Origin of the sequence: Roseovarius indicus (genome assembly GCF_008728195.1) — a bacterium.
Classification (GTDB): domain Bacteria; phylum Pseudomonadota; class Alphaproteobacteria; order Rhodobacterales; family Rhodobacteraceae; genus Roseovarius; species Roseovarius indicus.
On sequence record NZ_CP031598.1, the window covers coordinates 4,511,502 to 4,537,387 of the forward strand.

At 66.0% G+C, this 25,886-nt stretch carries 19 protein-coding genes; 11 read left to right on the plus strand and 8 right to left on the minus strand.

Going from position 1 to position 25,886, the window contains the following annotated elements:
• The first annotated feature begins 2 nt into the window (after nt 1–2).
• Genes RIdsm_RS21685 through RIdsm_RS21700 form a run of 4 tightly spaced genes read left to right on the plus strand, consistent with a single transcriptional unit; the run spans nt 3 to nt 3,900 of the window.
• Nucleotides 3–269, plus strand: coding sequence for a sarcosine oxidase subunit delta (locus tag RIdsm_RS21685; RefSeq protein ID WP_057821158.1), 267 nt, complete (start codon nt 3–5; stop codon nt 267–269).
• On the plus strand, nt 266–3,046 hold the full coding sequence (locus tag RIdsm_RS21690; protein WP_057821156.1) for a 2Fe-2S iron-sulfur cluster-binding protein: 2,781 nt from the start codon (nt 266–268) through the stop codon (nt 3,044–3,046). Before RIdsm_RS21685 ends, RIdsm_RS21690 begins: the two co-directional genes overlap by 4 nt.
• Nucleotides 3,039–3,347: a hypothetical protein gene (locus RIdsm_RS21695; protein WP_057821154.1), complete on the plus strand. Its 309-nt coding sequence runs from the start codon at nt 3,039–3,041 to the stop codon at nt 3,345–3,347. The genes RIdsm_RS21690 and RIdsm_RS21695 overlap by 8 nt, the downstream gene beginning before the upstream one ends.
• Complete coding sequence (locus RIdsm_RS21700; protein WP_057821152.1) at nt 3,340–3,900, plus strand: hypothetical protein; 561 nt, start codon at nt 3,340–3,342, stop codon at nt 3,898–3,900. The genes RIdsm_RS21695 and RIdsm_RS21700 overlap by 8 nt, the downstream gene beginning before the upstream one ends.
• A gap of 594 nt (nt 3,901–4,494) precedes the next feature.
• Here RIdsm_RS21700 and pcaG read toward each other — a convergent pair.
• The 3 genes from pcaG to pcaC are packed head-to-tail and all read right to left on the minus strand — an operon-like array spanning nt 4,495 to nt 6,226.
• Entirely contained in the window at nt 4,495–5,115 is a 621-nt protein-coding gene (pcaG, locus tag RIdsm_RS21705; protein ID WP_151175233.1) for a protocatechuate 3,4-dioxygenase subunit alpha, read from the minus strand.
• On the minus strand, nt 5,115–5,843 hold the full coding sequence (gene pcaH / locus RIdsm_RS21710; RefSeq protein WP_057822108.1) for a protocatechuate 3,4-dioxygenase subunit beta: 729 nt from the start codon (nt 5,841–5,843) through the stop codon (nt 5,115–5,117). The genes pcaG and pcaH overlap by 1 nt, the downstream gene beginning before the upstream one ends.
• Nucleotides 5,840–6,226 carry a 4-carboxymuconolactone decarboxylase gene (gene pcaC / locus RIdsm_RS21715; protein ID WP_057822111.1) on the minus strand — a complete coding sequence of 129 codons (387 nt, stop codon included), beginning with the start codon at nt 6,224–6,226 and terminating at the stop codon, nt 5,840–5,842. The genes pcaH and pcaC overlap by 4 nt, the downstream gene beginning before the upstream one ends.
• A gap of 206 nt (nt 6,227–6,432) precedes the next feature.
• On the opposite strand from pcaC, the gene RIdsm_RS21720 reads away from it, so the two are divergent.
• The 6 genes from RIdsm_RS21720 to RIdsm_RS21745 are packed head-to-tail and all read left to right on the plus strand — an operon-like array spanning nt 6,433 to nt 14,324.
• On the plus strand, nt 6,433–8,523 hold the full coding sequence (locus RIdsm_RS21720) for a 3-hydroxyacyl-CoA dehydrogenase NAD-binding domain-containing protein (protein ID WP_057820185.1): 2,091 nt from the start codon (nt 6,433–6,435) through the stop codon (nt 8,521–8,523).
• A 17-nt stretch (nt 8,524–8,540) separates the two neighbouring features.
• Nucleotides 8,541–9,719, plus strand: a complete 1,179-nt coding sequence (locus RIdsm_RS21725) for an acetyl-CoA C-acyltransferase (RefSeq protein WP_057820187.1) — start codon at nt 8,541–8,543, stop codon at nt 9,717–9,719.
• A gap of 4 nt (nt 9,720–9,723) precedes the next feature.
• Entirely contained in the window at nt 9,724–10,920 is a 1,197-nt protein-coding gene (locus RIdsm_RS21730; RefSeq protein ID WP_057820189.1) for an acyl-CoA dehydrogenase family protein, read from the plus strand.
• 2 nt (nt 10,921–10,922) lie between these two features.
• Nucleotides 10,923–12,017 (plus strand): acyl-CoA dehydrogenase family protein, encoded by a 1,095-nt coding sequence (locus RIdsm_RS21735; protein WP_057820191.1) that lies wholly within the window; start codon nt 10,923–10,925, stop codon nt 12,015–12,017.
• Nucleotides 11,971–13,554 carry a class I adenylate-forming enzyme family protein gene (locus RIdsm_RS21740; RefSeq protein ID WP_236553384.1) on the plus strand — a complete coding sequence of 528 codons (1,584 nt, stop codon included), beginning with the start codon at nt 11,971–11,973 and terminating at the stop codon, nt 13,552–13,554. The genes RIdsm_RS21735 and RIdsm_RS21740 overlap by 47 nt, the downstream gene beginning before the upstream one ends.
• Nucleotides 13,551–14,324 (plus strand): IclR family transcriptional regulator, encoded by a 774-nt coding sequence (locus RIdsm_RS21745; protein WP_057820195.1) that lies wholly within the window; start codon nt 13,551–13,553, stop codon nt 14,322–14,324. The genes RIdsm_RS21740 and RIdsm_RS21745 overlap by 4 nt, the downstream gene beginning before the upstream one ends.
• Nucleotides 14,325–14,336: 12 nt before the next feature.
• Here the strand turns inward: RIdsm_RS21745 and RIdsm_RS21750 are convergent, their stop codons facing one another.
• The 5 genes from RIdsm_RS21750 to RIdsm_RS21770 form a co-directional block, all read right to left on the minus strand.
• The gene (locus tag RIdsm_RS21750; protein WP_057820197.1) at nt 14,337–16,499 is read right to left on the minus strand and encodes a histidine kinase N-terminal 7TM domain-containing protein; all 2,163 of its coding nucleotides are present in this window, start codon (nt 16,497–16,499) and stop codon (nt 14,337–14,339) included.
• 46 nt (nt 16,500–16,545) lie between these two features.
• Nucleotides 16,546–16,950: a response regulator gene (locus tag RIdsm_RS21755; RefSeq protein ID WP_057820199.1), complete on the minus strand. Its 405-nt coding sequence runs from the start codon at nt 16,948–16,950 to the stop codon at nt 16,546–16,548.
• A gap of 5 nt (nt 16,951–16,955) precedes the next feature.
• Entirely contained in the window at nt 16,956–20,618 is a 3,663-nt protein-coding gene (locus tag RIdsm_RS21760) for a PAS domain S-box protein (RefSeq protein WP_177228454.1), read from the minus strand.
• A gap of 190 nt (nt 20,619–20,808) precedes the next feature.
• Nucleotides 20,809–21,207, minus strand: a complete 399-nt coding sequence (locus RIdsm_RS21765) for a response regulator (RefSeq protein WP_057820203.1) — start codon at nt 21,205–21,207, stop codon at nt 20,809–20,811.
• A gap of 55 nt (nt 21,208–21,262) precedes the next feature.
• Complete coding sequence (locus RIdsm_RS21770; RefSeq protein WP_160325888.1) at nt 21,263–24,403, minus strand: PAS domain-containing sensor histidine kinase; 3,141 nt, start codon at nt 24,401–24,403, stop codon at nt 21,263–21,265.
• Between the two features lie 458 nt (nt 24,404–24,861).
• Here RIdsm_RS21770 and RIdsm_RS21775 point away from each other — a divergent pair, with 458 nt between their 5' ends.
• Complete coding sequence (locus tag RIdsm_RS21775) at nt 24,862–25,830, plus strand: response regulator (protein ID WP_057820207.1); 969 nt, start codon at nt 24,862–24,864, stop codon at nt 25,828–25,830.
• The last annotated feature ends 56 nt before the right edge of the window (nt 25,831–25,886 follow it).

Below are 25,886 nucleotides of genomic sequence, written 5' to 3' on the forward strand. Positions count from 1 at the left end.
CCATGCAGATCTTCACCTGCCCCTTCTGCGGCCCCCGCGACGAGCGTGAATTCCACTTCGCCGCCGAGGCCGGCAAGACCCGCCCCGACACGACCCAACAGATCGACGCAGAAACCTGGGCCACCTACCTCCACGCCCAGCGCAACGACAAGGGCCGCACAAGCGAAGTCTGGATGCACCTCCCCTGCAGCGAACTCTTCCTCATGGAACGCGACAGCACCACCATGGAGGTCTTCTCCTCCCAACCCCTCCGGAAAGAGCCGCAATGACCCTCCGCCTCCCCACCGGCGGCCGCATCGACCGCTCCAAACCGCTGAACTTCACCTTCGACGGCAAACCCTACACAGGTTACCAGGGCGACACCCTCGCCTCCGCCCTGCTGGCCAGCGGCACCCGCATCCTCGGCCGCAGCTTCAAGTACCACCGCCCCCGCGGCCTCTGGGGCGCCTGGGTCGACGAGCCCAACGCCATCATGACCGTCACCCTCGATGGCCACGAATTCCCCAACTGCCTCGCCACCACCACCTACCTGCAGGACGGCATGGAAGCCCGCGCAGTCAACGCATGGCCCTCCGCCGGCTTCGACCTCAAGGGCGGGCTCGACCTCTTCCACCGCTGGTTCGCGGCAGGCTTCTACTACAAGACCTTCATGTGGCCCGACTGGCACCTCTTCGAGCCGATGATCCGCCGCATGGCCGGCCTGGGCCACGTCTCCCCCGACCATCTCGAAACCTACACCTCCGACCAGACCCACGACCGCTGCGACACCCTCGTCATCGGCGGCGGCCCCGCCGGTCTCGCTGCCGCGGAAGCGGCCGCCCAAGCCGGCCAGAACACCCTCCTCGTCGAAGACCACGCCGACCTCGGCGGTACCGCCCACCAACTCCCCCAGATCGACGCCATCCCCACAGCCGACTGGATCGCCCAACGCCAATCCTCCATCGAAGCGGCAGGCGGCCGCATCCTCACCCACACCACCGCCTTCGGCATCTACGACCACAACCTCGTCGGCCTCGCCCAGAACGGCCCCTTCGGCACCGCCCCCCGCCTCATCCGCCTGCGCGCCACCCGCATCATCCTCGCCACCGGCGCCATCGACCGCCCGCTCACCTTTGCCAACAACGACCGCCCCGGCATCATGGCCGTCGCGGCCGCCGCCGAGTACCTCGCCCGCTACGCCACCCTCCCCGGCCGCCAGATCGCCCTCCTCGCCAACACCCCCCAAGCCGACACCCTGGCCGAAACTCTCACCCAGGCCGGCGCCACGATCACCCACATCGACCCCGCCCAAAGCCCCCTCAGCGCCCGCGGCGGCAAAAACCTAACCGCCCTGCAAGCCGGCGACCGAACCCACCCCGCCGACACCATCCTCGCCTCCGGCGGCCTCACCCCGCTCGTCCACCTCTGGCGCCACGCCGGGGGCTCGCTCGACTGGTGCGAGCACCGCAACGCCTTCCTCCCCGGCACCCCACCCGACAACATGACAGCCACCGGCGCCGCCAACGGCACCTTCGACACCGACGCAGCCCTCGAACACGCCCGCGCCACAGGCCAAAACACCCCCACCAAACGCCCCGACCCGAAACACCAGATCACCCCCCACTGGCCCACCCCGGGAAGCAAAGGCCGCCAGTGGATCGACTTCCAGCACGACGTCACCCTCAAGGATGTCGAACTCGCCGCCCGCGAAAACTACACCTCGGTCGAACACCTGAAACGCTACACCACCCTCGGCATGGCCTCCGACCAGGGCAAGACCTCCAACATGCCCGGCCTCGCCGCCATGGCCGCGATCCAGGGCCGCCCCATCCCCGAGATCGGCACCACCACCTTCCGCCCGCCCTTCGTCCCCGTGCCCATCGAGATGTACCACGGCGCCCACACCAAGCAGCTCTGGAACCCTCTCAAACGCCTCGCTCTCGAACCCCAACACCGCGCCGCCGGCGCCGCCTTGGGCGACTACGGCGGCTGGCTCCGCCCCGGCTGGTACGGCGAAGGCTCCCCCGAAACCCAAGCCCAATCCGAAGCCCTGATGGCCCGCCAAACCGCCGCCATCTTCGACGCCGCCCCCCTGGGCAAGATCGAGGTCATGGGCCCCGACGCCGAGGCCTTCGTCAACTTCATCTACTACAACACCATCGCCACCCTGAAGCCGGGCAAGATCCGTTATGGCTTCATGCTCACCGAGGGCGGCGCCGTCTTCGACGACGGCGTCATCGCCCGGCTCGACGCGAACCGCTTCGTCATCTCCTGCTCCTCCAGCCATGTCGACTCTGTCCGCACCCACCTCGAAGCCTGGCGGCAGGACGGCAACGACCCCGACCGCATCTTCATCCACGACACGACCCAGCACTGGGCCACCCTCACCGTCACCGGCCCCAAGGCCCGCGCCATCCTCGACACGCTCGGCCTCGACACCGACCTCCCCCACATGTCCCTCCACGAAACCACGTGGAACGACACCCCCCTCCGCCTCGCAAGGGTCAGCTTCACCGGCGACACCAGCTTCGAACTCTCCCTCCGCGCCACCCAAGCCCCGGCCCTCTGGAACGCCCTGCTCGACGCCGCAAAACCCCTCGACGCCGGCCCCATCGGTGTCGAAGCCCTCTCCATCCTCCGCGCCGAGAAAGGCTTCCTCATGATCGGCAAGGACACGGACGGCGAAACCATGCCCCACGACCTCGGCTTCGCCGCCCCGCGCCTGAAGAAATCCACCCCCTTCGTGGGTGACCGCAGCCTGCACACCGACAAAGCCAACGCCCCCGACCGCAAACACCTCGTCGGCCTCACCGCCCCATCCGGCGCACCGCCACTCCCCACCGGCGCCCACCTCGTGACCGACGACGCCACCCCGCGCTCCCTCGGCTACGTCACCTCCAGCTACCAAAGCCCCACCCTCGGCCGCCCCATCGCCCTCGCCCTCTTGGAAAACGGCACAAACCGCATGGGTAACACGATCACCGCCTGGCACCTCGGCGAAACCCGACAGGCCACCGTCACCACCCCCTGCGCCCTCGACCCGGAAGGAGACCGCCTCGATGCGTGACGAGATCGCCGTACCGGGCAGGGCCGACCGCAGTCGCAAACCCGGCCATACCGCAGCCTTGTCGGCCCAGCTGCGCGGTCCGAACACCGCCCGCACCCGCCATGTCGGAACCTGCACATGCACCACGAAAGGGGGCGCCTCGATGCGTGACACCACACGCCTCCAGGGGAAAGCCGATACCGGTTACGACCTTGGCCACACCACACCCCGCGCGACCTGCCGGCGCGGCCCCGGCACCGCCCACGGCCCCAATGTCACGACCCGCCCACGCACCACAGACGGAGACCGCCCCGATGCGTGACGACACCGCCCTCTGGGATGCCCCCCGCGACCCGGCCGAGCCTATCGACCTCGGCCCGGCCAGGCTGACCCCGGTGCACCTCACCCGCCAGACCCTCGTCTCCGGCCCGAATGTCCTCAGCCAAACCGACCTCCCCCTCGTCGACTGGCCCGGCGCGGCCCCCTCCGGCCCCTACGCCGTCACCCTCCGCCGCGACCGCCTGCTGCTGGTGAACGCCCCCGAAACCCCCGACGGCTGGAACGACGCCACCCGACAGGCCAGCTCCGACGTCACCGACGCCTACACCGTCTTCGACCTGACCGGCGATGCCCTCCCCCTCCTCCGGCGCGGTGCCGAAATCACCCCCGACATCCCCTCCCGCTCCACGGCACGCCTCCTCTTCGGCTTGGGCGTCTTCCTCTACCGCATGGAAGACGCCAAGACCTACCGCCTCCACGTCCCCCGCGCCCACGCCGAAGCCCTCGTCACACATTTCGAGAAAGCAGCCTCACACCTGAATTCGGGGTCCCGCGCCCCGGGCCCTGTTCTGGGGCCTCTCACCATGCGCTCGTAGGGTGGGTAAAAACCACCTGCGCTCCACCGCGGAACAAGTGCCCGCGCCCCACCAAACCCAAACTTCCCGGGCCTAACTCGGGGACTTTTATGCCCCCATCACCAAGCCGGGTGAGCGCCGGCCCGTGGGTAGGCGCCGCTACGCGCGTGAAAGGCACTTTATCTCGCCAAGTACATCCATCCTCTGAAACGTCACGCCCGGCCTCAAAAGCGCCTGCCCGACGGGACGGGCCGGCGCTCGCCCGGCGGCCTACGGCCTTGACTCCGGGCGAGTGCCAACCTCACCCGTAGGGTGGGTGAAACCCACCTGCACCCCACCGCGGAACAAGTGCCAGCGAACCACTTAACCCAACCCACCCCCGGCCCCTGACCCGGAGCCTCGCGCCGGTCTCCCCACCACGTTAACGACCCAAACACCCGCGCCCGCCGGTGCCCCGCACCGACGTAATACCGACAAAATACCGACGTTATACCGACGTCGAAATCTCGCCCGTTCGCCCCGTTAACCGTCGCCCGCCGGACGCCGTAGGGTGGGTGAAACCCACCTCTCTCCGACGCACCGTAGGGTGGGTAAAACCCACCACCCCCGACCCCCTCAAATATCGAAGAACACCGTCTCGCCATCCCCCTGCAGACGGATATCGAACCGGTAGACGACCTTCCCGTCCCGCTCCGCCCGCTCGGCCACAAGCGTCTGCCGCCGCACCTCCCATTCCACCAGCCCCATCACCGGGTCCGCCGCGTTGGCCTCCGCCTCGTCCGAGAAGTAAATCCTTGTATTCAAACCAACATTCACCCCCCGCGCCACGATCCACAGGTTGATATGCGGCGCCATCATCTTTCCGTTCCGCCCCATCACCGGCCCGGGCTTGACGGTGTCGAACCCCCACTCGCCCGTCTCGAAATCCGTGATCACCCGGCCCCAGCCACGAAACCCCTCCTCGACCTCGCCGGGATGCTCCGGATGCGCATAGACGCCCTCGGCATTCGCCTGCCACGCCTCCAGCAGCACGTCCTTGACCGGGCTCCCGGTGCCGTCGATCACAACCCCCTCGACCCGGATCCGCTCCCCCCCGGCATTCGGCCCGGCGATGTCCCAACCCAGCTCCCGCTCGTAGATATCGAACCCCGCCGCCCCCGGCGCCAGCCCGATATGGACGTATGGCCCGGCCGTCTGCGACGCGGTTTCCTTAAGATAATCAAGCTTTTGCGGCATCAGTTCCCCTCCAGCCGGTTTTCGAACAGCGTCGACCGCCGCCCGCGCAGCACGATGTCGAACTTGTAGGCGATCGTGTCGAGCGGGATCGTCGCGTTCAGGTCGAGCGGCGCGATCAGCTGGTCGATCGCCGCCGGGTCGGGGATGGTCTGCACGATCGGGCATTTCGCGATCAGCGGATCCCCCTCGAAATACATCTGCGTGATCAGCCTTTGCGAAAACGAGCTGCCGAAAACCGAGATGTGAATATGCGCCGGCCGCCAGTTGTTCACCCAGTTCCGCCAGGGGTAGGCCCCGGGCTTCACCGTGCGAAAGAAGTAATACCCGTTCTCGTCGCTCAGCGTCCGCCCGCAGCCCCCGAAATTGGGGTCGACCGGGGCAAGGTACATGTCCTTCTTGTGCCGGTACCGCCCGCCCGCATTGGCCTGCCAGATCTCGACCAGCGTGTTCGGCACCGGCCGCGCATTCTCGTCCAGAACCCGCCCGTGAACGATGATCCGCTCGCCGATCGGGCTTTCTCCGGCCTGGGCGTAGTTGGTCAGCAGGTCGTTGTCGCCCGGGTCGATATCGTTGTGGCCAAAGACAGGCCCGGTGATCTCGCTCGCCGATTGCTCGAGGCTGATCAACGAATAGCGCGGCGAGCGCGCCACGGATGTCTTGTACCCCTGCGCCAGCGCCGGCGGATGCCACTCCCGGTCGCGCTGGTAATATTCGGCTGGCTTGGTCATCGGCTCTCCTCCGCCTCCATCTCGGCAAATACTGACTTGGCGATCTTCAGCGCGTGGTTCGCCTTCGGCACACCCGCATAGACCGCCACGTGCTGAAACGCCTCCGCCACGTCGCGCGCGCTCGCCCCGGTGCGGGCGGTCGCGCGGATATGCATCGGGATCTCCTCGAAATTCCCCGTCGCCGCCAGCAATGCCAGCGTCAGCATCGACCGCTCCCGCAGGCTGATCGCGTCGCTGGCCCAGACGGTGCCCCAGGCACCTTCGGTGATCATCTCTTGAAACGGCGCGTCCAGCGGCGTCTTCGCCGCCTCCGCCCGGTCCACATGCGCCTCGCCCAATACCCGGCGACGCACCGCCATCCCGGCATCGTGTTTTGCTGACATGCTCCCGCCTCCCGCGCTGATGGCCAAGTTTCGCCCGCCACTATGACAGCGCGGCGGGAGACTTGAAAACGTCTTTCTCAGTGTCATCATTGCCGGGCGAAAGGGATGACACAAAATTCCACTATGCAAAATTCATTTTCGTATTTTGAAATTCCGCCCCGGGTGCGCTAAGACCCCGACAACAGGATTCGAAAGGGAGAGGCACGGTGGAAGACCCCGTAACCATCACGCGCGAGGCGAACATCGCGATCGTCGAAGTCAACAATCCCCCGGTCAACGCGGCCTCGCACGCGGTCCGGCTGGGCCTTCAGCTCAACGTGAAAGAGGCCGAGGCCAACCCCGAGGTCGAAGCCATCCTCATCTGCTGCGCCGGGCGCACCTTCATCGCCGGCGCGGACATCAAGGAATTCGGCAAACCGCCGCAAGACCCCAGCCTGCCCGACCTCGTCAACCAGATCGAGGCCTCGACCAAGCCGGTCATCGTCGCCATCCACGGCACCGCCCTCGGCGGCGGGCTCGAGGTGGCGATGGGCGGGCATTACCGCGTGGCGCTGACCTCCGCCAAGATGGGCTTGCCGGAGGTCAATCTCGGCATCCTCCCCGGCGCCGGCGGCACGCAGCGCCTGCCCCGCCTGATCCCCGTGGCCAAGGCCGCCGAGATGATCACCTCCGCCGGCATGATCAGCGCGAAGGAAGGCCACGAGCTCGGCCTGATCGACCGGCTTGACGAGGGCGACGACCCCCGCGCCGCCGGCCTCGCTTATGCGAAAGACCTCCTCGCCGAAGGCGCCGGCCCCAGCCGCACCTCCGACAATGCCGCGAAGGACGCCGACGCCGTCGATTTCGACGCCCTCCGCGCCAAGGTGAAGAAATCCGCCCGCGGCATCATGGCCCCGGTCAAGGCGCTCGACGCCGTCGAGGGGGCCACAACCATGCCCTTCGCCGAAGGCCTCAAGAACGAGCGCGCCCTCTTCACCGAGCTTCTCGAGTCCGACCAGCGCGCCGCCCTCATCCATGCCTTCTTCGCCGAGCGCTCGGTCGCCAAGGTCAAGGAGATCGAAGGCGTCGCCCCCCGCCCGACAGACAAGATCGGCGTGGTCGGCGGCGGCACCATGGGCGCGGGCATCGCCACCTCCGCCCTGCTCGCCGGCATCGACGTGACCCTGGCCGAGCGCGATGACGACGCCGCGAACAAGGCCCGCGCCACGGTCGAGAAGAACCTCGCCGGTGCCGTTAAACGCGGCAAGCTCGCGCAGGCCAAACACGACGCCATCCTCGCCAATGCCTTCCGCACCACCACCGATTACGCAGATTTCGGTGAGCGCGACCTGGTGATCGAGGCCGTCTTCGAAAGCATGGAGGTCAAGCGCGAGGTCTTCGGCCAGCTCGACGCCGTCTGCAAACCCGGCGCGGTTCTGGCCACCAACACCTCCTATCTCGACATCAACGAAATCGCCGCGGCCACCAAGCGCCCCGGCGACGTTTTGGGCCTGCACTTCTTCTCGCCGGCCCACGTGATGAAGCTGCTCGAGGTCGTCGTCGCCGACCAGACCGATCCGACGGTCACCGCCACCGGCTTCGCCCTCGGCAAGAAGATGAAGAAGATCGCCGTGCGCGCCGGTGTCTGCGACGGGTTCATCGGCAACCGCATCCTGTCGCATTACCAGAAGGCCAATTTCGCCACCGTCCTGGCCGGCGCCAGCCCCTTCGACGTCGACCGCGCGCTCACCAATTTCGGCCTCGCCATGGGGCCCTTTGCCGTCAGCGACCTCGCCGGCCTCGATATCGGCTGGGCCAACCGCAAGCGCCTTGCCGAAACGCGCGACCCGCGCGAAACCTACGCGGCATTCGCCGACAAGCTCTGCGAACAGGGCCATTTCGGGCGCAAGACCGGCAAGGGCTTCTACATCTACGAAGAGGGCGAAAAGCCGCAACCCAACCCCGAGGTCGAAGAGATAATCGCCGCCGAACGGGCCGAGAAAGGCATCACCCCGCGCCAGATTTCCGACGAGGAAATCGTCGACCGCTACATGGCCGCCATGGTCAACGAGGCCGCCCGCGTCGTCGGCGACGGCATCGCCCAGCGCCCGTCGGATGTCGATGTGGTCCTGCTCAACGGCTACGGCTTCCCGCGCTGGCGCGGCGGCCCGATGCACTATGCCGACACCGTCGGATTGGCCAAGATCCTCAACGATATCGGCGTGCTGCAGAAGGAGGATGATTTTCTCTGGCAACCCGCGCCGCTGCTGAAACAACTCGTCGAAGAAGACAGGAATTTTGCCAGCCTGAACGGCTGAGAAGGAGAAAACCTCAGATGAAACAGGCTGTTATCGTATCGACCGCCCGCACCGGGCTCGCCAAGTCCTATCGCGGCGCCTTCAACGAAACCCACGGCGCCACCATGGCGGGCCACGCCATCGAGCACGCGGTTAAGCGATCGAAAGTCGAGCCGGCGCTCATCGAAGACGCCTTCATCGGCTGCGGCTACCCCGAAGGCTGGACAGGCGCCAACATCGCCCGCCAGTCGGTCATCCGCGCGGGCCTTCCGGTCACCGTCGCGGCGGCCACCGTCAACCGTTTCTGCTCGTCGGGCCTTCAGGCCCTTTCGATGGCCAGCAACGCCATCACCCAGAACGGCGCGCCCGCCGCCATCGCCGGCGGTGTCGAAAGCATCAGCCAGATGCCCCCCACCCGCCCCCCGCAAGCCCGCGAGAAATGGCTGGAAGAGCACAAGCCCGACATCTACCTCTCGATGATCCAGACTGCCGACATCGTCGCCAAACGCTACAACATCAGCCGCGAGGCGCAGGATGAACTGGCCCTCGAAAGCCAGATGCGCACCGCCGCCGCACAGGAGGCGGGGCGGCTGGATGACGAGATCGTACCGATCACCGTCACGCAAGCCTTCAAGGACAAGGAAACCGGCGAGGTCACCCGCAAGGAGGTCACCTTCGGAATGGATGACTGCAACCGCCCCAACACCACGCTGGAAGGGCTGGCCAAACTGCAACCGGTGCAGGGCGAGGGCAACTTCGTCACCGCCGGCAACGCCTCGCAGCTCTCCGACGGCGCCTCCGCCCTCGTCGTGATGGATGCGGACCTCGCCGAAAAGCAAGGCCTTGAGCCCATGGGCGCCCTCAAGGGCTTCGTCACCGCCGGCTGCGAGCCCGACGAGATGGGCATCGGCCCGGTCTTCGCCGTGCCCCGCCTGCTGGAACGGCACGGGCTGAAGGTCGAGGATATCGACCTGTGGGAACTCAACGAAGCCTTCGCCAGCCAGGCCCTCTACTGCCGCGACCGGCTCGGCATCGACCCGGCGATCTGCAACGTCAACGGCGGCTCCATCTCCATCGGCCACCCCTTCGGCATGACCGGCGCCCGCATGGCCGGCCACCTGCTCATCGAAGGCAAGCGCCGCGGCGCGAAACTCGGCGTCGTCACCATGTGCATCGGCGGCGGCATGGGCGCGGCCGGCCTCTTCGAGATCTACTGATCCGATGGATCTCAGCTTCACCCAGGCCGAACAGGATTTCCAGCAGGAGGTGCGCGATTTCCTCGCCACCTCCCTGCCGCACGACCTGTCCGAAAAGGTCCGCCTCAACAAGCGGCTGGGCAAGGACGACTACCAGCGCTGGCACGCCATCCTGAACGACAAGGGCTGGCTCGCCCCGGGCTGGCCCGTAGAGCACGGCGGCGCTGGGTGGAGCCCGGTCCAGAAACACATCTTCGAAGACGAGGCCTGCCTCGCCCACGCCCCCCGCACCGTGCCCTTCGGCATCACCATGCTGGCGCCCGTCCTGCTCGCCTTCGGAACCGAGGCACAGGTCGCCCGCTACCTCCCCCGCATCCTCAGCGGCGAAGACTGGTGGTGCCAGGGCTATTCCGAACCCGGCGCCGGCTCCGACCTCGCCTCGCTCAAGACCCGCGCCGTGCGCGACGGCGACCACTACATCGTCAATGGCCAGAAGACCTGGACGACCCTTGGCCAGCATGCCAACAAGATCTTCTGCCTCGTCCGCACCGACCCCGACGCCAAGAAACAGGAGGGCATCTCCTTCCTGCTGATCGACATGGACACCCCCGGCGTCACCCTCCGCCCCATCACCCTGATCGACGGGCAGCCGGAGGTAAACGAGGTCTTCTTCGACGACGTGCGCGTGCCGGCCGAAAACCTCGTCGGCGAGGAAAACAAGGGCTGGACCTACGCCAAGTACCTCCTCACCCACGAGCGCACCAACATCGCGGGCGTCGGCTTCTCCAACGCGGCGCTCGCCACCGTCAAGCGCGTCGCCTCCGAGGTCACCTCGGGCGGCAAGCCGCTGGCGCAAAACCCCTTCTTCGCCGCCCGCCTCGCGCAGGTGGAAATCGACCTGATGGCCATGGCCACCACCAACCTCCGCATTCTCGCCGCCGCCGAAGCAGGCCGCGCGCCGGGCCCCGAAAGCTCCATGCTGAAACTCAAGGGCACCATCATCCGGCAGGAACTCACCTCCCTCCTCCGCCGCGCCCTCGGCCCCCACGCCTTGCCGCATCAGCCCGATTTCCTCGACGGCGGCGACAACGCCGAAACGCTTGGCCACGAACAGGCCCCCGGCGCCGCGGCCAACTACTTCAACATGCGCAAGCTCTCGATCTTCGGCGGCTCGAACGAAATCCAGCGCACGATCGTCGCCAAATCCGTGCTGGGGGGCTGACGATGGATTTCACCCTCTCCGACGAACGCCGCATGCTGCAGGACAGCCTCTCGCGCTACCTCGCCGACCACCTCGACCACGAGCGCCGCCGCAAAACCCTCGACAGCGGCGCGCCCTACAACGCCGACCTCTACAAGGGCCTCGCCGATCTCGGCACCCTCGCCGCCCTCTTCCCCGAAGAGGCGGGCGGCTTCGGCGGCACCGGCCCCGACCTCGCCCTCGTCTTCGAGACCCTTGGCCGCGCCGGCACGCTGGAGCCGTTCCTCCCCGCCGCCCTCGCCGCGCCGCTTCTAACCGATCACGCCGACCTCGTGGAACAGGTCATCGCCGGCGAAAGCATCGTCACCCTCGCCCATACCGAGCCCGACGCCCGCTACGACCTCGCCGACGTGACCCTCTCGGCGAAACCCACCCTGAACGGCACCAAAACCAACGTTCTCTTCGGCGCGCAGGCGACACACCTCATCGTCTCCGCCCGCGAATCCGGCGACCGGCTCGACCCCGAGGGCATCTCCCTCTTCCTCGTCCCCACCGACGCCCCCGGCCTCACCATCACGCCCCTCACCAATGTCGACGGCACCGCCTCGGCCCAGATCGCCTTCACCGACACCCCGGCCGAAACCCGCCTCGGCGAACCGGCCCAGGGCCACGCCCTCCTCGAAACCGCCACCGCCCACGCCATCCTTGCGCTGTCCGCCGAAACCCTCGGCGCCATGGAGGCCGCCAAGGACCTAACCCTCGCCTACCTGCAAGAACGCCAGCAATTCGGTCGCCCCATCGGCACGTTCCAGGCCCTGCAACACCGCCTCGCCGACATGCTGACCGAGATCGAACAGGCCCGCTCGGCCGTGCTAAACCTCGCCGGCCATCTCGACGCCCCCCGCGACATCCGCGAACGCCATGTGAGCGCCACCAAGAACCTCGTCGGCCGCGTCGCCGCGCTGGTGGCCGAGGAAGCCGTCCAGATGCATGGCGGCATCGGTATGACCGAGGAATACGAGCTGTCCCACCACGCCCGCCGCCTCGTCATGGCCGACCACCTTTTCGGCGATGTCGACCACCACCTCGAACGCTTCATTCACCTGTCGGGCGGGTAACGTGATGACGGGCCGGGTGCATGATCTCCTCCTCGCCGCCGCCCGTGCCCGGCCCGATGCGCTGGCCATCATCGAAAACGACACGCGCCACGTCACCTGGGCCGACCTCGCGGAACACGCCGCCGAGGCCGCCGACCACCTGCACGAGGCCGGCGTCGGCCCGGGCGACCGCATCCTCCTGATCTTCGAGAACTCCGTAGAGGCCGTCGCCTTCCTCTTCGCCACAAGCCTGCTCGACGCCACCGCCGTGGTCGTCAACGCCCGCCTCACCAAGCCGGAAATCGACCGCACCATCGCCCATTGCGAGCCGCGCGCCGTCATGCTCTCCACCTCCGTGTCCGACAACGCCCGCAGCCACGCCGAAACCCTCGGCGCGCAGGACATCACCGGCAGCTTCGGCCAAGCCGCCCTGCTCTCCCTCCCCGATGCCCAGCCCGACGAGCCACATGACGACCCGGCGGAACAGACGGCCATGCTCCTCTACACCTCCGGCACCACCGGCGCGCCCAAGGCCGCGATGATGACCCACACCAACCTCATCTCCGCCGGCCGCGCCGCCGCGGATCAGCGCGACATGACAGCCGAGGACGTGACCTATCTCGTCCTGCCCCTCAGCCATATCTTCGGCACCGTCATCCTGATGGCCGTCGCTGACCGGCAAAGCGCCTGCCGCCTCGAAACCGCCTTCTCGGCCGAACGCCTCTACGACGCCCTTCAACAGGACATCACCATCCTCCCCGCCGTCCCGCAGATGCACGCCCACCTCTTCCACTACACGGAAGCCAACAATCTCCCGCCCTACTCGGGCAACCGCCTCAAATACGTCTCCTCCGGCGGCGCTCCGCTCGACCCCACGTGGAAGCGCAAGGCCGAAGCCTTCTATGGCGCTGCCATGCAGAACGGCTATGGCCTGACCGAAACCGGCGCCGGGGTCTGCGCCACCAAGAACGCCATCGGCGACCCGGATATCAGCGTCGGCCGCGCCATGGGCCAATGCACCCTCAGCCTCGACATGACAGCCCCCGGCGCCACGCCCGCCGAAGGCATCGGCGAAATTCTCATCGGCGGCCCGCAGGTGATGAAAGGCTACTTCCGTGACCCCGACCAGACGGCGCAGGCCCTCACCGCCGATGGCTGGTTCCGCAGCGGCGATCTCGGCCGCTTCGACGCCGAAGGCCGCCTGCATATCTCCGGCCGCAGCAAGGAATTCATCATCCGCTCCGGCTTCAACGTCTACCCGCCCGAAATCGAAGCCACCCTCACCGACCACCCCGACGTCATCATGGCCGGCGTCGTCGGCCGCGCGATCGAAGGCAACGAAGAAGTCCTCGCCTTCGTCGCCACCCGCGACAACAGCACGGTGACCGAGGCCGAGCTCATGGCCTTCGCCGAAACCCGCCTCGCCCCCTACAAGCGCCCCGCCCGCATCATCGTGACCCACTCCCTGCCCGCCGCCGCCACAGGCAAGATCCTCAAGTCAAAGCTGATCGACAGTTTCGCCGACGCCCTCGCCACCCCGCCGGAGGCCAGCCAATGACCGACACCTCCGACCGCCGCTTCGCCACCACCCTCGCCCGCGGCCTCAGCATCCTGCGGGCCTTCCGACCCACCGACAGCGGCCTTGGCAACCAGGACATTTCCGAACGCACCGGCATCCCCCGGCCCACCGTCTCGCGCCTGACCTTCACGCTTTGCGCCCTGGGCTACCTCACCCACGGCCGCAAGCACGACAAGTACCGCCTCGGCCCCGCGGCGCTGGCCCTGGGCAACATCGCCGCGGCCTCCTTCTCCTTCGTGGAAAGCGCCGGGCCCGAGATGCAGAAACTCGCCAATGACACCGGCACCCTGATCGGCATCGCCATCCATGACAGCGGCCGCATGCTGCTCACCAAGACATGGCGCCCCGTCGACTCCGCCTCGATCTGGCTGGAAGTGGGCTACCGGCTGCCGATGCTCACCTCCTCGACCGGCCGGGCCTATCTCAGCGCGGTCACCGATACCGAGTTCGACCAGCTCGCCGCCATCCTGACCGAAGAGGGCGAAACCGCCGCCCATACGCTCGCCCCGCTGCGGCAGGAAGCCATCGCCGACGTGCAGGGCTCGGGCTTCGCCCATGTCCCCCGCGACCGGCACTATTCGAGCAACATCAACAGCGTCGCCGTGCCCTACCGCCCGCATGAATTCGGAAGCCCGGTGGTGTTCTTCAGCGGCGCCACCTACGACGAGGTGGCCACCGACGACTTTCGCGCCACCATCGGCCCGGCGCTCGCCCGGGCGGTCGCCGGCCTGCGCGACCGCGCGCTCTAGGCCCGCCGTCGGTCAGCCCTGAAGCGACGGCAGCGTCACGGTGATCTTCGTGCCCTTGCCGGGTTCCGTCTCCGTCTCGATACGGCCCTGCATCAGCTCCACCAGCCGCGCCACCACGGCCAGCCCAAGCCCGGTGCCGCCATGCCGCCGCGTGCGGCTTTCGTCGGCCTGCGTGAAGGGCTTGAACACCCGGTCGAGATCTTCGTCGCAGATGCCCGCGCCGGTATCCTCGACGCACAGCTCAAGTGCCCCGTCCCGGGTCAGCGTCATGGTCACGGTCACGTGGCCCCGGGCGGTGAACTTGATCGCATTGCCGATCAGGTGCTGGCCGATCTGCAGGATCCGCTTCGGATCGCCGGTCAGCACCGTGTCGCCATCGCCCGAGATATAGAGCTCGAAATCGAGCCCCTTGTCCTCGGCCTTCGCGGAAAACTGGCTGTCCAGCCGCTCGGCCAGCCCGTTCGGCGTGAACGCTTCGCGCGCCAGCGTGATTGTCTCGGTCTCGAGCTTCGCCATGTCCAGCAGGTCCTCGAGAATCCCGACCAGTCCCTCGCCCGATTCCCGCAGCACCTGCAGGTGACGGCGCTGCTCCTCGTTCAGGTCGGTATGGCTCAGCAATTCGGCCATGCCCAGCACCCCGTTCAGCGGCGTCCGGATCTCGTGGCTCATGTTCGACAGGAACTGCGTCTTCGCCGCATTCGCGGCCTCGGCCCGATCGCGCGCCTGGCGCAGGAAATCCGCCGCCGCTTCCTGCGCGGTCACGTCGCTCACGCTGCACACCACCTGCATGCCTTCCGGCATCTTCACCGGCACGGCATTGACCGACAGCACCCGTCGCTCGCCATTCGGCAGGATCAGCGCGTGACGCATGTCGGTGACCTTCTCACCGGTGCGCAGCACAATGGAAACGGGAAGGTCCTCGGCGGCCATCGGCCTGCCGTCCAGCGTCTCGTTGCGCCAATCCTCATCCCGGTACCCGCGCGAGGTGATCTCGGAAGAGGAAAGCCCGGTGATCTTCTCCGCCTCGGGGTTGGCATAGACGATGTCGCCGGTCTCGCTGATCAGGAAAATGCCGATCTCGCTGTTCTCCATCAGCGATTGCAGCCGGTCGCGCTCGGTCTCGAGCCGCCGCGACAGGTCCAGCATCTCGGTCGTGTCCCGCAACGTCAGCACCCAGCCCATCGTCAGCCGGCCAATGTGAAGCGGGCGGAAGATCGGCACCATCCGCATATCGTAATACCGGTCGTTCAGCCGGATGATCCGAGGCTCAAGCGTGCTGTCCCGGCCCAGGTTCTCCTCGAGATACTCCCAGATCGGTCCGACCCCGCGCATCGACGCGCCCTCGCGCGTCAGATCCGCCCCCAGCAACGCCGTCGCCGGCTCGTTCGCCCCCCAGACGATGCCGTCGGTATCCAAAACGATGATCCCGTCCGAGTTCGACAGGAACAGAACCTCCTTGCCGATGCTGTCGAGGTTCAGCACCCGGCTGACGATCAGCAGCCAGACGAACAGCGTGACCACGGCGGAAAACAGGAACGGCGTCGGGTCGAACCCGAAGATCGTGATGTCATAGACCAGGTAGCCGATATTGCCCGCCACCGGCACGATCGTGACCACGAACAGCGCCCGGAAGAATGGCCGGTACATCCGCTTCGCCTGGTTCGACGCATAGCCGAGAATACCCACCGCCGCCGCCAGGAACACGTAAAGCACCGCCGCGCAGACATAGAACAACGGCCCATGGTCGAAATCCGCCGACAATCGCCCGTCGATGACCTCGAGCGACGTGCCCGCCCCGTAGAACAGGCCGTGCCACGCGTTCGTCCCGGTCACGGCCATGACACCGACCAGAACGGCCAGGATCAGCGCCTTCACCCGCGGGTCGCGATCGCTTCGGACCGAGAAGGAGTAATTGTAGAGAAAGAAGAACCACGTCACCGGCACCGTGGCGATGGCGGGCCAGGCCGCTGACGCCCAGAAGGTCTTGGTCTTCAGCGTGGTCGACTGAATCTCCATCCCGGCGCTGACCAGCCACCAGAACATCGCCGCGCAGGTCAGGATCAGGAACGGCTTGCCGTTGAAGAACGTCCGCCCCCCCAGAAAGAGGATGCAGAAGATCATCAACGCCGCGTTGATCACGACAATAAGCGTAGGGGCGTGCGCGAGATCGATCAAGAGACGTGGACTTTCCGGAAGTAAGAGCCGCGGTGACGGCGATCCGTCATTGCAGGGCGAGACGCCGACTGACCCATTTTATCAGGCCCGAGGCGTCAATCGGCTTGGGCATGTAAAGGCTCGCTTCTGCCAATTGCAGGCTGCCTTCCCTCACATGGTCAAGCTCCGCCGTGGTCAGGATCATCGGCGACTCGCGGTTCGGCGATGCGCCCGTACGCAGGCAGCGGATGATGCGATCGCCCTTGATCGGCTCCATGTTGCGATCGAAGATCAGCAAGTCGAACCGCTGCGACAGGGCCATCACCAGCGCCTGGTGCCCGTCTGCGACCATGGTGAACTCGACTTGGCCGACCGCACTCAGCACATCCGAAATGATGCTGCGCGCAATCTCGTCGTCGTCGGCCAGCAGAACCTTTGCCGCACCCTCTCCCGATCTCGCCGGTGTAGACATTACGTTCATGGCTCCTCCGCCGGAATGAAGGCATCGAGCAGCTCGAGCAACTCCCGCTGCCGGAACGGTTTGGACAGGAAGCTGTCGAACCCCGCGACGATGTAATCGGCAATCTGCTGCGGCATGGCGTTGGCGGTCGCCGCCACCGCCGGCGCGGGCTCCAGACCCGCCTCTTTCTCAAGCCGGCGGATCTCGTCGAGACAGGCCATGCCGTCCATCTCGGGCATGGAAATGTCGATCATCAGGATGTCGAAGGGCGCCCCCTCACAGGCCTCCTGCGCGGCTTTCCAGATCTCGATCGCATCGCGCCCGTCCCTGGCTTCCTCGATCTCGATGCCACTGCTGCCCAGCATGGTGGTGATCACGAGCCGGTTGGTGGAACTGTCGTCCGCCACAAGCGCACGGCGGCCCGGATAGCTGTCACGCACCGGCCGCACTTCCGGCGCGGCCTCGTCGCCGGCCTCGGCGGGCTGCGGCAGCGCCACCTCCTCCAGCGGCAGCGTCACCCGGAAGGTCGTGCCGTGGCCCGGTGTGCTGGTGACGTCGATCTCGCCGCCCATCAGCCGCGTCATGTCGCGCACCACCGCAAGGCCCAGGCCCGTGCCGCCATAGCGCGCGGAAATATCCGCCCCCGCCTGCCGGAACGCCTGGAAGATATTCTTCAGTTGCTCGTCGGTCATGCCGATCCCGGAATCGGTGACCTCGAAGATCAGCGGCTTGTTCTTCCGCGCCGACAGTTTCAGCGTCACCTCGCCGTCGGCGGTGAACTTCATCGCGTTGTTCAGCAGGTTGTGCAGCACCTGCTTCAGGCGGTGCTCGTCGCCGCTGCGGCCCGCCCCTGCGCCGGGGCTGACCAGCAGGCGGAATCCGATGCCCTTGCTTTCGGCCAGCGTGCTGTAGATCTCGGCCACTTCCTCGACCATCTTCAGCGGGCTGAACGGCGACGACACGATTTCCAGCTCGCCCGCCTCGATCTTCGACATGTCGAGGATGTTGTTCAGGATCCGCAGCAACAGCTCGCCCGAGTTGCGGATCGTATTGATCATCTTGTGCTGCCGCTCGGTCTCGAGCGTCGGCGCCAGCAGGTCGGCGATGCCCAGCACCCCGTTCAGCGGCGTCCGGATCTCGTGGCTCATATTGGCAAGGAACATGCTCTTGGCATCGCTCGCCGCCAGCGCCTTGAGCCGCTCGTTGTAAAGCTCGGTCACGTCCGAGCCGACCCCGCGATAGCCGCTGAACTCGCCGGTTATCAGGTCATAGAAGGGCGCAGCGGACAGCCGGAACCAGACCTGTGAACCGTCGGTGTTGCGTGACGACAGGATATGGTTCGAAAATCCTTCCCGCGCGTCCAGCGCGTCCTGCACCACCTTCCACGCCGCCACGTCGGACTCGGCGGGCTGCCCGCCGGGCAGCAGCGCCGACAGGCTCTTGCCATCGAGTTCGGCTGGGTCCTGCCCGGTGATGGTCTGGAAGGTATCCGACAGGAAACTGTGATTGAGGTCGGCGTCCAGTTCGAAGAACCAGTCGCTCGAAATCGCCGCCACGTCGTAGAAGCGGCGCACGGCCGTATCCCGCTCCTGCAGCGCGCGCATCAGGTCCGCGTTCGACTGCCGCAACGCGGCCTCGGATTCCTTGCGCGCGGAAATGTCGATCAGCACACCCGAGATACGCATCGTCCGGCCCTCGGCATCGCGCGACGTGATCCGCCCGCGCATCTCGACCCAGACATACTGCCCGCCGGCGTGTTTCATCCGGAACTCGCGGCGCACATGGTTGCGCTGCCCGCTCAGCAGCATCTCGAAATTCTGCAGCACCTGCGCCCGCTGGTCGGGGTCGACAAGCTCGAAATGCGACATCACCGTCTTGCCCGACACCGCCTCCCGTCCGCGCCCGAGGATCGCGGCATAGCGATCGTTGGTGATCACCTGGTCGACGCCACGGCGCCATTCCCACGTGCCCACCTGCGCGCCCTCGATGATCTCGGCAAGCCGCTCCTCGGCGCGCTTCAGCTCGGTAATGTCGATCCGCATTCCGACCCAGCCCCCATCGAGGGTCGGCTCCTCCATGATCCGGACGCTCCGACCGCTCAGAAGGTTCTCGGTAATGGAGGACTGCCGCTCGTCGCGCCGCGCCAGCCGCTCGGCAATCCAGGTCTCCTCGCACCCCACGGCATCGGCGTATTCGCCGTGCTCGACCCCGTACCGAAGCAGCTCCTCGTAGCCCACGCCCGGCTCCATCGCGGCGGCGGAGCGCGGATAGAACTCGCGGTACTTGTCGTTGAAGATCACCAGCTTGTCGTCACGGTCGTAATAGGCAAACGCATCCGGCAGCGCCGAAAGCGCGTTCTCCAACAGCCAGCGCGACCGTTCGGCATCCTGCTCGGCGGTCTTCATCGCGGTAATGTCGGTCGCCACGTGCACCAGAATGCCGTCCGCGCCTTCCTCGTCGATCTCGGCGCTGATGTTGAGATCGATCCAGTATTCCTCGCCGTCGCGGGTCGCGTTGAGGATCTCGCCGCGGAACGGCTTGCCCACCTCGATCGCCTCGCCGATCTGGCGCGCGATGTCCGGGTCGCTGTTGTCGCTGCGGGTAAACTCCAGAAGCGACCGGCCCGCCATCTCCTCCAGCGCGTAGCCGGACCGCTCGATGAACGCCCGGTTCGCCCACATGACGTTGCCGGTCCGGTCGGTGATGATGACGTGGTTCGTCATCAGCTCGGCCACCTTGCTCAACCGCTCCAGCCGGTTGCGCGCCTGCGCGTCATGGGTCACGTCGCGGATCACGGCGACGAACCGGAAATCGGGGTCGCCCGGCCGGCCGCTCGCCGCCACCGTCGCCTCGTGAATCTCCACCTTTCCCACGTCATAACGCTCGAACCGGCGCGCCTGCGACACGCCGTTCTCCTCGGCCTCATCCATGCAGCGGTCGAGGATCTTCGAAATGTAGTCCGGCAGCACATCGGCCGGCGTCTTGCCCGCCCGCCGCTCCATCGGCACGATCATCATGTCCGAGGGCCCGGCCGAAATGCCGGTATAGCGACGCTGGGCATCCAGTTCGAAGAACAGCTCCGGCAAGGTACGGAACAGCGCCTTGAACCGGTTCGTGGTCAGCCGAAGCGCCTCTTCGGCGCGTTCCCGGGCGACATCGGCCTCGATCCGGCGGATCGTCACCCAGATGATGTCGGCCACGGCCTTCAGCAATTCGATCGTGGGCTCTGCAAAGGGCGTGGCGATACGGGTGTTGTCGAACCCGATGAACCCGCCAAGCTCGCCGTCATGCATGAAGGGCACAACGAGAAGCGCCTTGATATCCTGATCCTTCAGCGTCCGGCTCAGTTCGCCGTCATGGTCCCAGTTATCGACATCGGGAAGGTGAATATGGGCGCCCGCCAGAAGGTCGTCCATCCACGGCTCGAGAATCTCGACCGGAAGGTCCTTGTTGTCCTCGATCGCCGGGCGTGTCGTGTCGGCCACCCACTCGTGGGTATTGTCGAGCCGCCCCTCGGGCGTGACGCGGAAAATATAGCACCGGTCAGCGCCGGCAATCGCGCCGACCCGTTCGATCCCCTGCTCCAGAAGGGCATCAAGATCATCGGGCGTCGCACGCACGAGATCGGCAAGAAGCCTCGTGACGAACGCCTGATCTTTCACTGCTCGCGAATGGGTCATGTCCATTCGAACTCTCCGGAAAACCTTGGCCTGCGAAGCACCATACAAATACGGCATCTTTAAGGATGCTCTTGGTTTGAAATCTGTTTTCGCGCCCGGTTCGTGGCCCTATTTGCGCGTCTCTAGCACGCGCGTAACACGCGCGTCGAGGCGCCAAAATCCAGCTGGGCCAAACCGTCGCACAGAGGACTCACCCCGCCGTGCCGCCCCCGGTTTCCGACCAGATCGCGCGCAGCTCGTCGGCCAGCGTCATCGGGTCGAACGGCTTGGACAGAACCTTGACGGCCCCCAGCCCCATCAGCCGGTCGACCTCCTTGCCGTGCACCTTCGCCGTCAGGAAGACGGCCGGTGCCGAGGCGAGGCTGTCCAACGACTTGAGCGCAGACATCGTCATCGGACCATCCATGTCCGGCATCATGACGTCCAGCAGCAAGAGCTGCGGACCAAATGCCTCTGCGGCCGCAACCGCCTCTTCCCCTGAAGAGAAACCGCGCACTGAAAGACCCCCCACAGTCGACAGGGCCACGTCGATCAGATCGCGGATGGCCGGGTCGTCGTCAACAAACAAGACCCTTTCCAGCTCGCTCATGTCACTTCCTCTGGTTTGCATCCCGGCGTCACCCATTATGGGACACAATTGCGTGTCAGGCATGTTCAAATGCTCCTGTCACGTCAAATCCCGTTTCGCAGAGTGGAAATTCAACCCAAAAACGCGCGCCCTCGCCTTCGCGAGACGCAAAACCAACACGTCCACCCATCTGGTTCGCCAGTTCCTTCGATATTGCAAGACCGAGCCCGGAACCACCGCTTTTCCGCGTGTCCGACGCATCGGTCTGTGAAAACTTCTCAAAGATTGCCCCGTGAAACTTCTCGGGGATCCCGCGACCCCGGTCGCTCACGACGATACGTACCGCTCCGGGGATATTCTCTACGGTAATCGTCACTGTCTGGCCTTCTGCCGAGAACTTGACCGCATTCGAGATGTAGTTGGTCAGGATTTGTGCGGCCCGGTCATGGTCGACCGAAACCTGCACCTCGGGCACCGTGCCCGCGATAGCCAGCCGCACGCCGAACCGCTCGGCATATCCCTGGTTGATGTCGACCGAGTGCCGCACCAGCGTGTCCAGCGGGCTCGGCGCGACCTCCAGCGTCAACTTGCCCGCGGTAAGCCGTTCGAGATCGAGGATCTCGTCGATCAGCCCGCCCAGCCGCTTGCTGTTGGCCATGGCCGCCTCGACGATCTTGTCGCCCTTCTCGTCCAACTTGCCAAACACGCCATTCCGGACAAGCGACAGCGTCCCCGAAATCGAGGTCAGCGGCGTCCGAAGCTCGTGGCTGACCGTCGCGATGAACTCCGCCTGCATCCGCGCCACCCGCCGCTTCTCGGTGATGTCGCGGATGATGGCGATGAAGACCTTCTCACCCCGCGTCTCCACCTCCGAAACCGCGAACGACACCGGGAAGGCCTCGCCGTTCCGGCGCAGCGCCACCGTCTCGCGCACCTGCCCCAGAAGCTCCGACGCTTTGGGCGACAGGTACTCCGCCATGAACCCGCCTTCGAGGCCCGTCGTGCCTTCCGGGAACAACGCCTTCACATCGCGCCCGATCACATCCTCGGCCGGATAGCCGAACATGCTTTCCGAGGCGCGGTTGAACGACTGGATCGCCCCCTTGCGGTCCAGCGTGATGATACTGTCGGCCACGTTGTCCAGCACCGCCGCGTTGCGCTTGGCGGCGTTGCGCAGCGCCTCGGCCGCGCGGCGGTCTTCGGTCACGTCGAGATTGACGCCGATCATCCTGACCGCCCGCCCCTGCTCATCCCGCGAAACCCGCGCCACCGAGCGGAAGACCCGCGCGCCCTTCTCGGGGTTGTAGATGCGGAATTCCGAGGCAAACGGTTCGCCGTCGCCGTCCAGCGCCGCCTGCACTTCCTTGGTCACCCGCGCCCGGTCTTCCGGATGCACCAGGTCGGGCCACGCATCCATCGTCTGGTTGAACGCCCGCGGCGACAGCCCGTAAAGCCGGAAATTCTCGTTGCTCCATTCGACCTTGCCGGCCTGCGGGTCGTAGGCCCAGATGCCGATCTGCGCCACTTCCGTCGCAAGCCGCACCCGCTCGAGCGATTCCCTCAGCATCTGCGAGGTCTTCCGCCGGTCGGTGATGTCGGTCATGATCGCGATGAAGCCGGCGTGGCGCCCGCTCGAATCCCATATCGGGTTGCAATGCACCTCGGCCCAGTACGGACGCCGCACCTTGCCGTAACAAACGACCTCCACGTCGAACCCCTCGATCCGGCTCAGCGCATCCCGCATCTGGGCCACCACCTCCGGGTCCGAGTCCGGGCCAAGGAACACCCGCCCGGGCCGCTGGCCCACCACCTCGTCCAGCGTATAGCCCGACATCTCGGTGAACGCGTCGTTGATCCACTCGATCCGCGCGTCCACATCGGTGATCAGCACCGAGTTCGTGGTCTGCCGGGCCACCTGCGACATCCGGTCAAGCTCGCGGGTCCGGTCCTGAACCCGCTCCTCGAGCGTTTTCTGCACCGCCTTCTGCGACCGGAAGCTCTCGCCCAGCTTCGCCGACATGTCGCGAAGCGATCCCGACAGGGTCTCGTACTCGGCGACATTGCTGGTGGGGAACATCACGTCGGGGTCATCGCCCGACATGATCGACCGGCTCAGCCCGTCACTGATCCGCGCCAGCCGCCGGATCGGGGCGCCAAGCCATTCGCTCAGCACCTTGGCAACGATCATCGCCAGCCCGATGGCAAGCGCCAGCACCACCATGTTCCAGCGCCCGCCCGATTCGAGATGCGCCATCATCGAGTCGGCCGACAGTTCCACGATCAGGTCCCGCCCCGCGGCGTCGCCCTCCAGCGGCGCGCGCAGGAAATAGCGGCCCTGCCGCGCCCGCACCATCGCCGGCATGTCACCCGTCGGGTTCCAGAGCATCAGCCCGTCGTCATGCGGTGTCATCTCGCCCGGCCGGCTCAGGCTGACCATCGACCCGATCAGCACCTCGCTCTCCCCGTCCGGCCCCACCAGCCCGATACCGATATCCGGCCGCCGCGGCAGGTCGTGCGCCATGTTCGCCATGAACAGCGCGATGTCGCTTTCGTAGGCCGCCTCCATCTCCGACGGCGCGCGCCCCTCCGCCAGTTCCTGCCGCGACCACCCGGCCAGCAGCGAGACCAGCGACTCCACATGCTCCATCGCCTGCCGGTATTCGCGCCGGCTTTCCAGAACCGTCATGCCCGCAGCCGACACGCTTGCCACCAGCACCAGGACATAGAAGACCAGCGAATGGAACGAGGCCCGCGGCCCGGGCTTGAACCCCTCCGGCAACCACCGCCGCACCGCGATCAGCAACAGCCCCGCGACCACCGCGTTGAAGACACCGTTCGTCGCCTGTTTCAGCGCGACCAGCCCGGCCGACACGCCGTCCATCTGCATCAGGCCGGAATAGAACACCAGAACCATGGGGCAGCCGGCAAAGATCCAGAACAGCGCATCCGCCATGGCGATGTTCGAAATCCGCCGCGACAGCGCATAGACCGCCGCCGCCTCGGCCGTAAACACGACAAGCGCATAGGGGTGCCCCCAGGCATAGACCGTGAAACACGACCCCATCAGCGCCACCACGCACCCGCCGGCCAGCCCGAACAGGCGCACCGCGATCAGGGCGAAGACCGAACCGAAGATGAACGAGATCGGGCCGAACAGCGTGACGTTGACCGCGTTGCCGGCATACGCCAGCCCCGACAGCAGCAACAAGCCGGCCACTCTCTGGATTACACTTGGTCCGGATGCCACGAATGATACTCCGAAAGGTTACACGTAGCTGAACTGCCTGCGGGTTCGGTAACGTGGCCCCTTGACATGCTCGTCGCTGGACTTCCAGAGATGTCTGGCTGAGAGGCTATTTCAGGGTCAATATGTTGCCGATACAAAACATTCACGTTTGAAACATGTGACGGAAAGGCCCTCACACGCAAACGTCGAATGTTAAGGAATGCTTAACACTTTTTAATTGTGCATTCAGGCCACACCCCTCCTTACCTTACGGCAAGAAACCACAAGCACCTGACGGCAAGAAACCACAAGCTCAAAAAAGGTGCCCGTTTCCTGCCGCATTTCGGCCAGAAAGAACAAACAGAATACTCAAATCTGCCACACCCTAACCGAAATTTCGGTGCAATTTTCGTAAAAAAACAACCAAAGGGTAAAGAACGAGGGCGCCGGTGATACGGATTCTGAGCATTGAAGACGATCTGATCATGCAGGACATGATCGCAGCCACCCTGGAAGCCAAGGGTGGCTACCGGGTCGACTTTGCCGACACGGGCGCGCAGGGCCTGACCATGCTGTCGGAAGGTCTGCGCAAGTTCGATTGCCTGCTGATCGACGTCAACCTGCCCGACATGACCGGCATCGGGTTCCTCGAAAACGCCCGCGCCCTGCGCGGCTACGACGAGACGCCGATGATCGTGGTCACCAAAAGCGACGACGAGACGACCATCGTCGATGCCTTCTGCGCCGGGGCCACCGACTTTCTGGCAAAGCCGTTCATCCCGTCCGAACTGATCGCCCGGCTCAGCGTTGCCCAGCCTCAGACGCGCCAGCGCTCCCACGACGTTCCCGCGCCCCGGCGCCAGACATTGCCTGCCGTGGCCGGCGTCACCGCACCATCCTATCGCAGCAGCGACGTCTTCCTGAACTTCCTGCACAGCCTCGATCCCGGGCAGGTGCGCAAGACGACCCTGATCGCGGTCGACCACCTCGCCGCCCATGACATGGCGGCCGCCCACAGGGATCCCGAGAATGTCGTGGCCGCCGTCGTCAACGCCATGAGCTTCGTCTTCGACGGCCAGCTGGTGATCTGCACCTCGATGACCGAGCACCAGGTCGTTGCCGCCCTGTCCGCCCGCCCGTCGGAGACGCCGCTGATGCTGACCCACCAGCTTGTCGAGCGGATCCAGGTCACCCACCGGAACGCCGGCGGCTGGACACCGGGCATCGTCGTCGGCAATCCGATCACGCCGTCGATGTTCTTTGCCGATGAACCGCTGCGCCTGCTCGAACGGGCGCTTCTCAGTGTCGAGCGCCGTCGCCGTGCGGTGGAATCGGACCGGAACGTAGAGAACGGGCTGCCAATCGGCGGGCGAGCCGGCATGAGGGGGCGTATCCGCACGGCTGACGACTTCGCCTGAAAGGCCGGACCGGATTATGAGATTTGTAATTGGTGAAAAAGATGGTATCGAGTTTA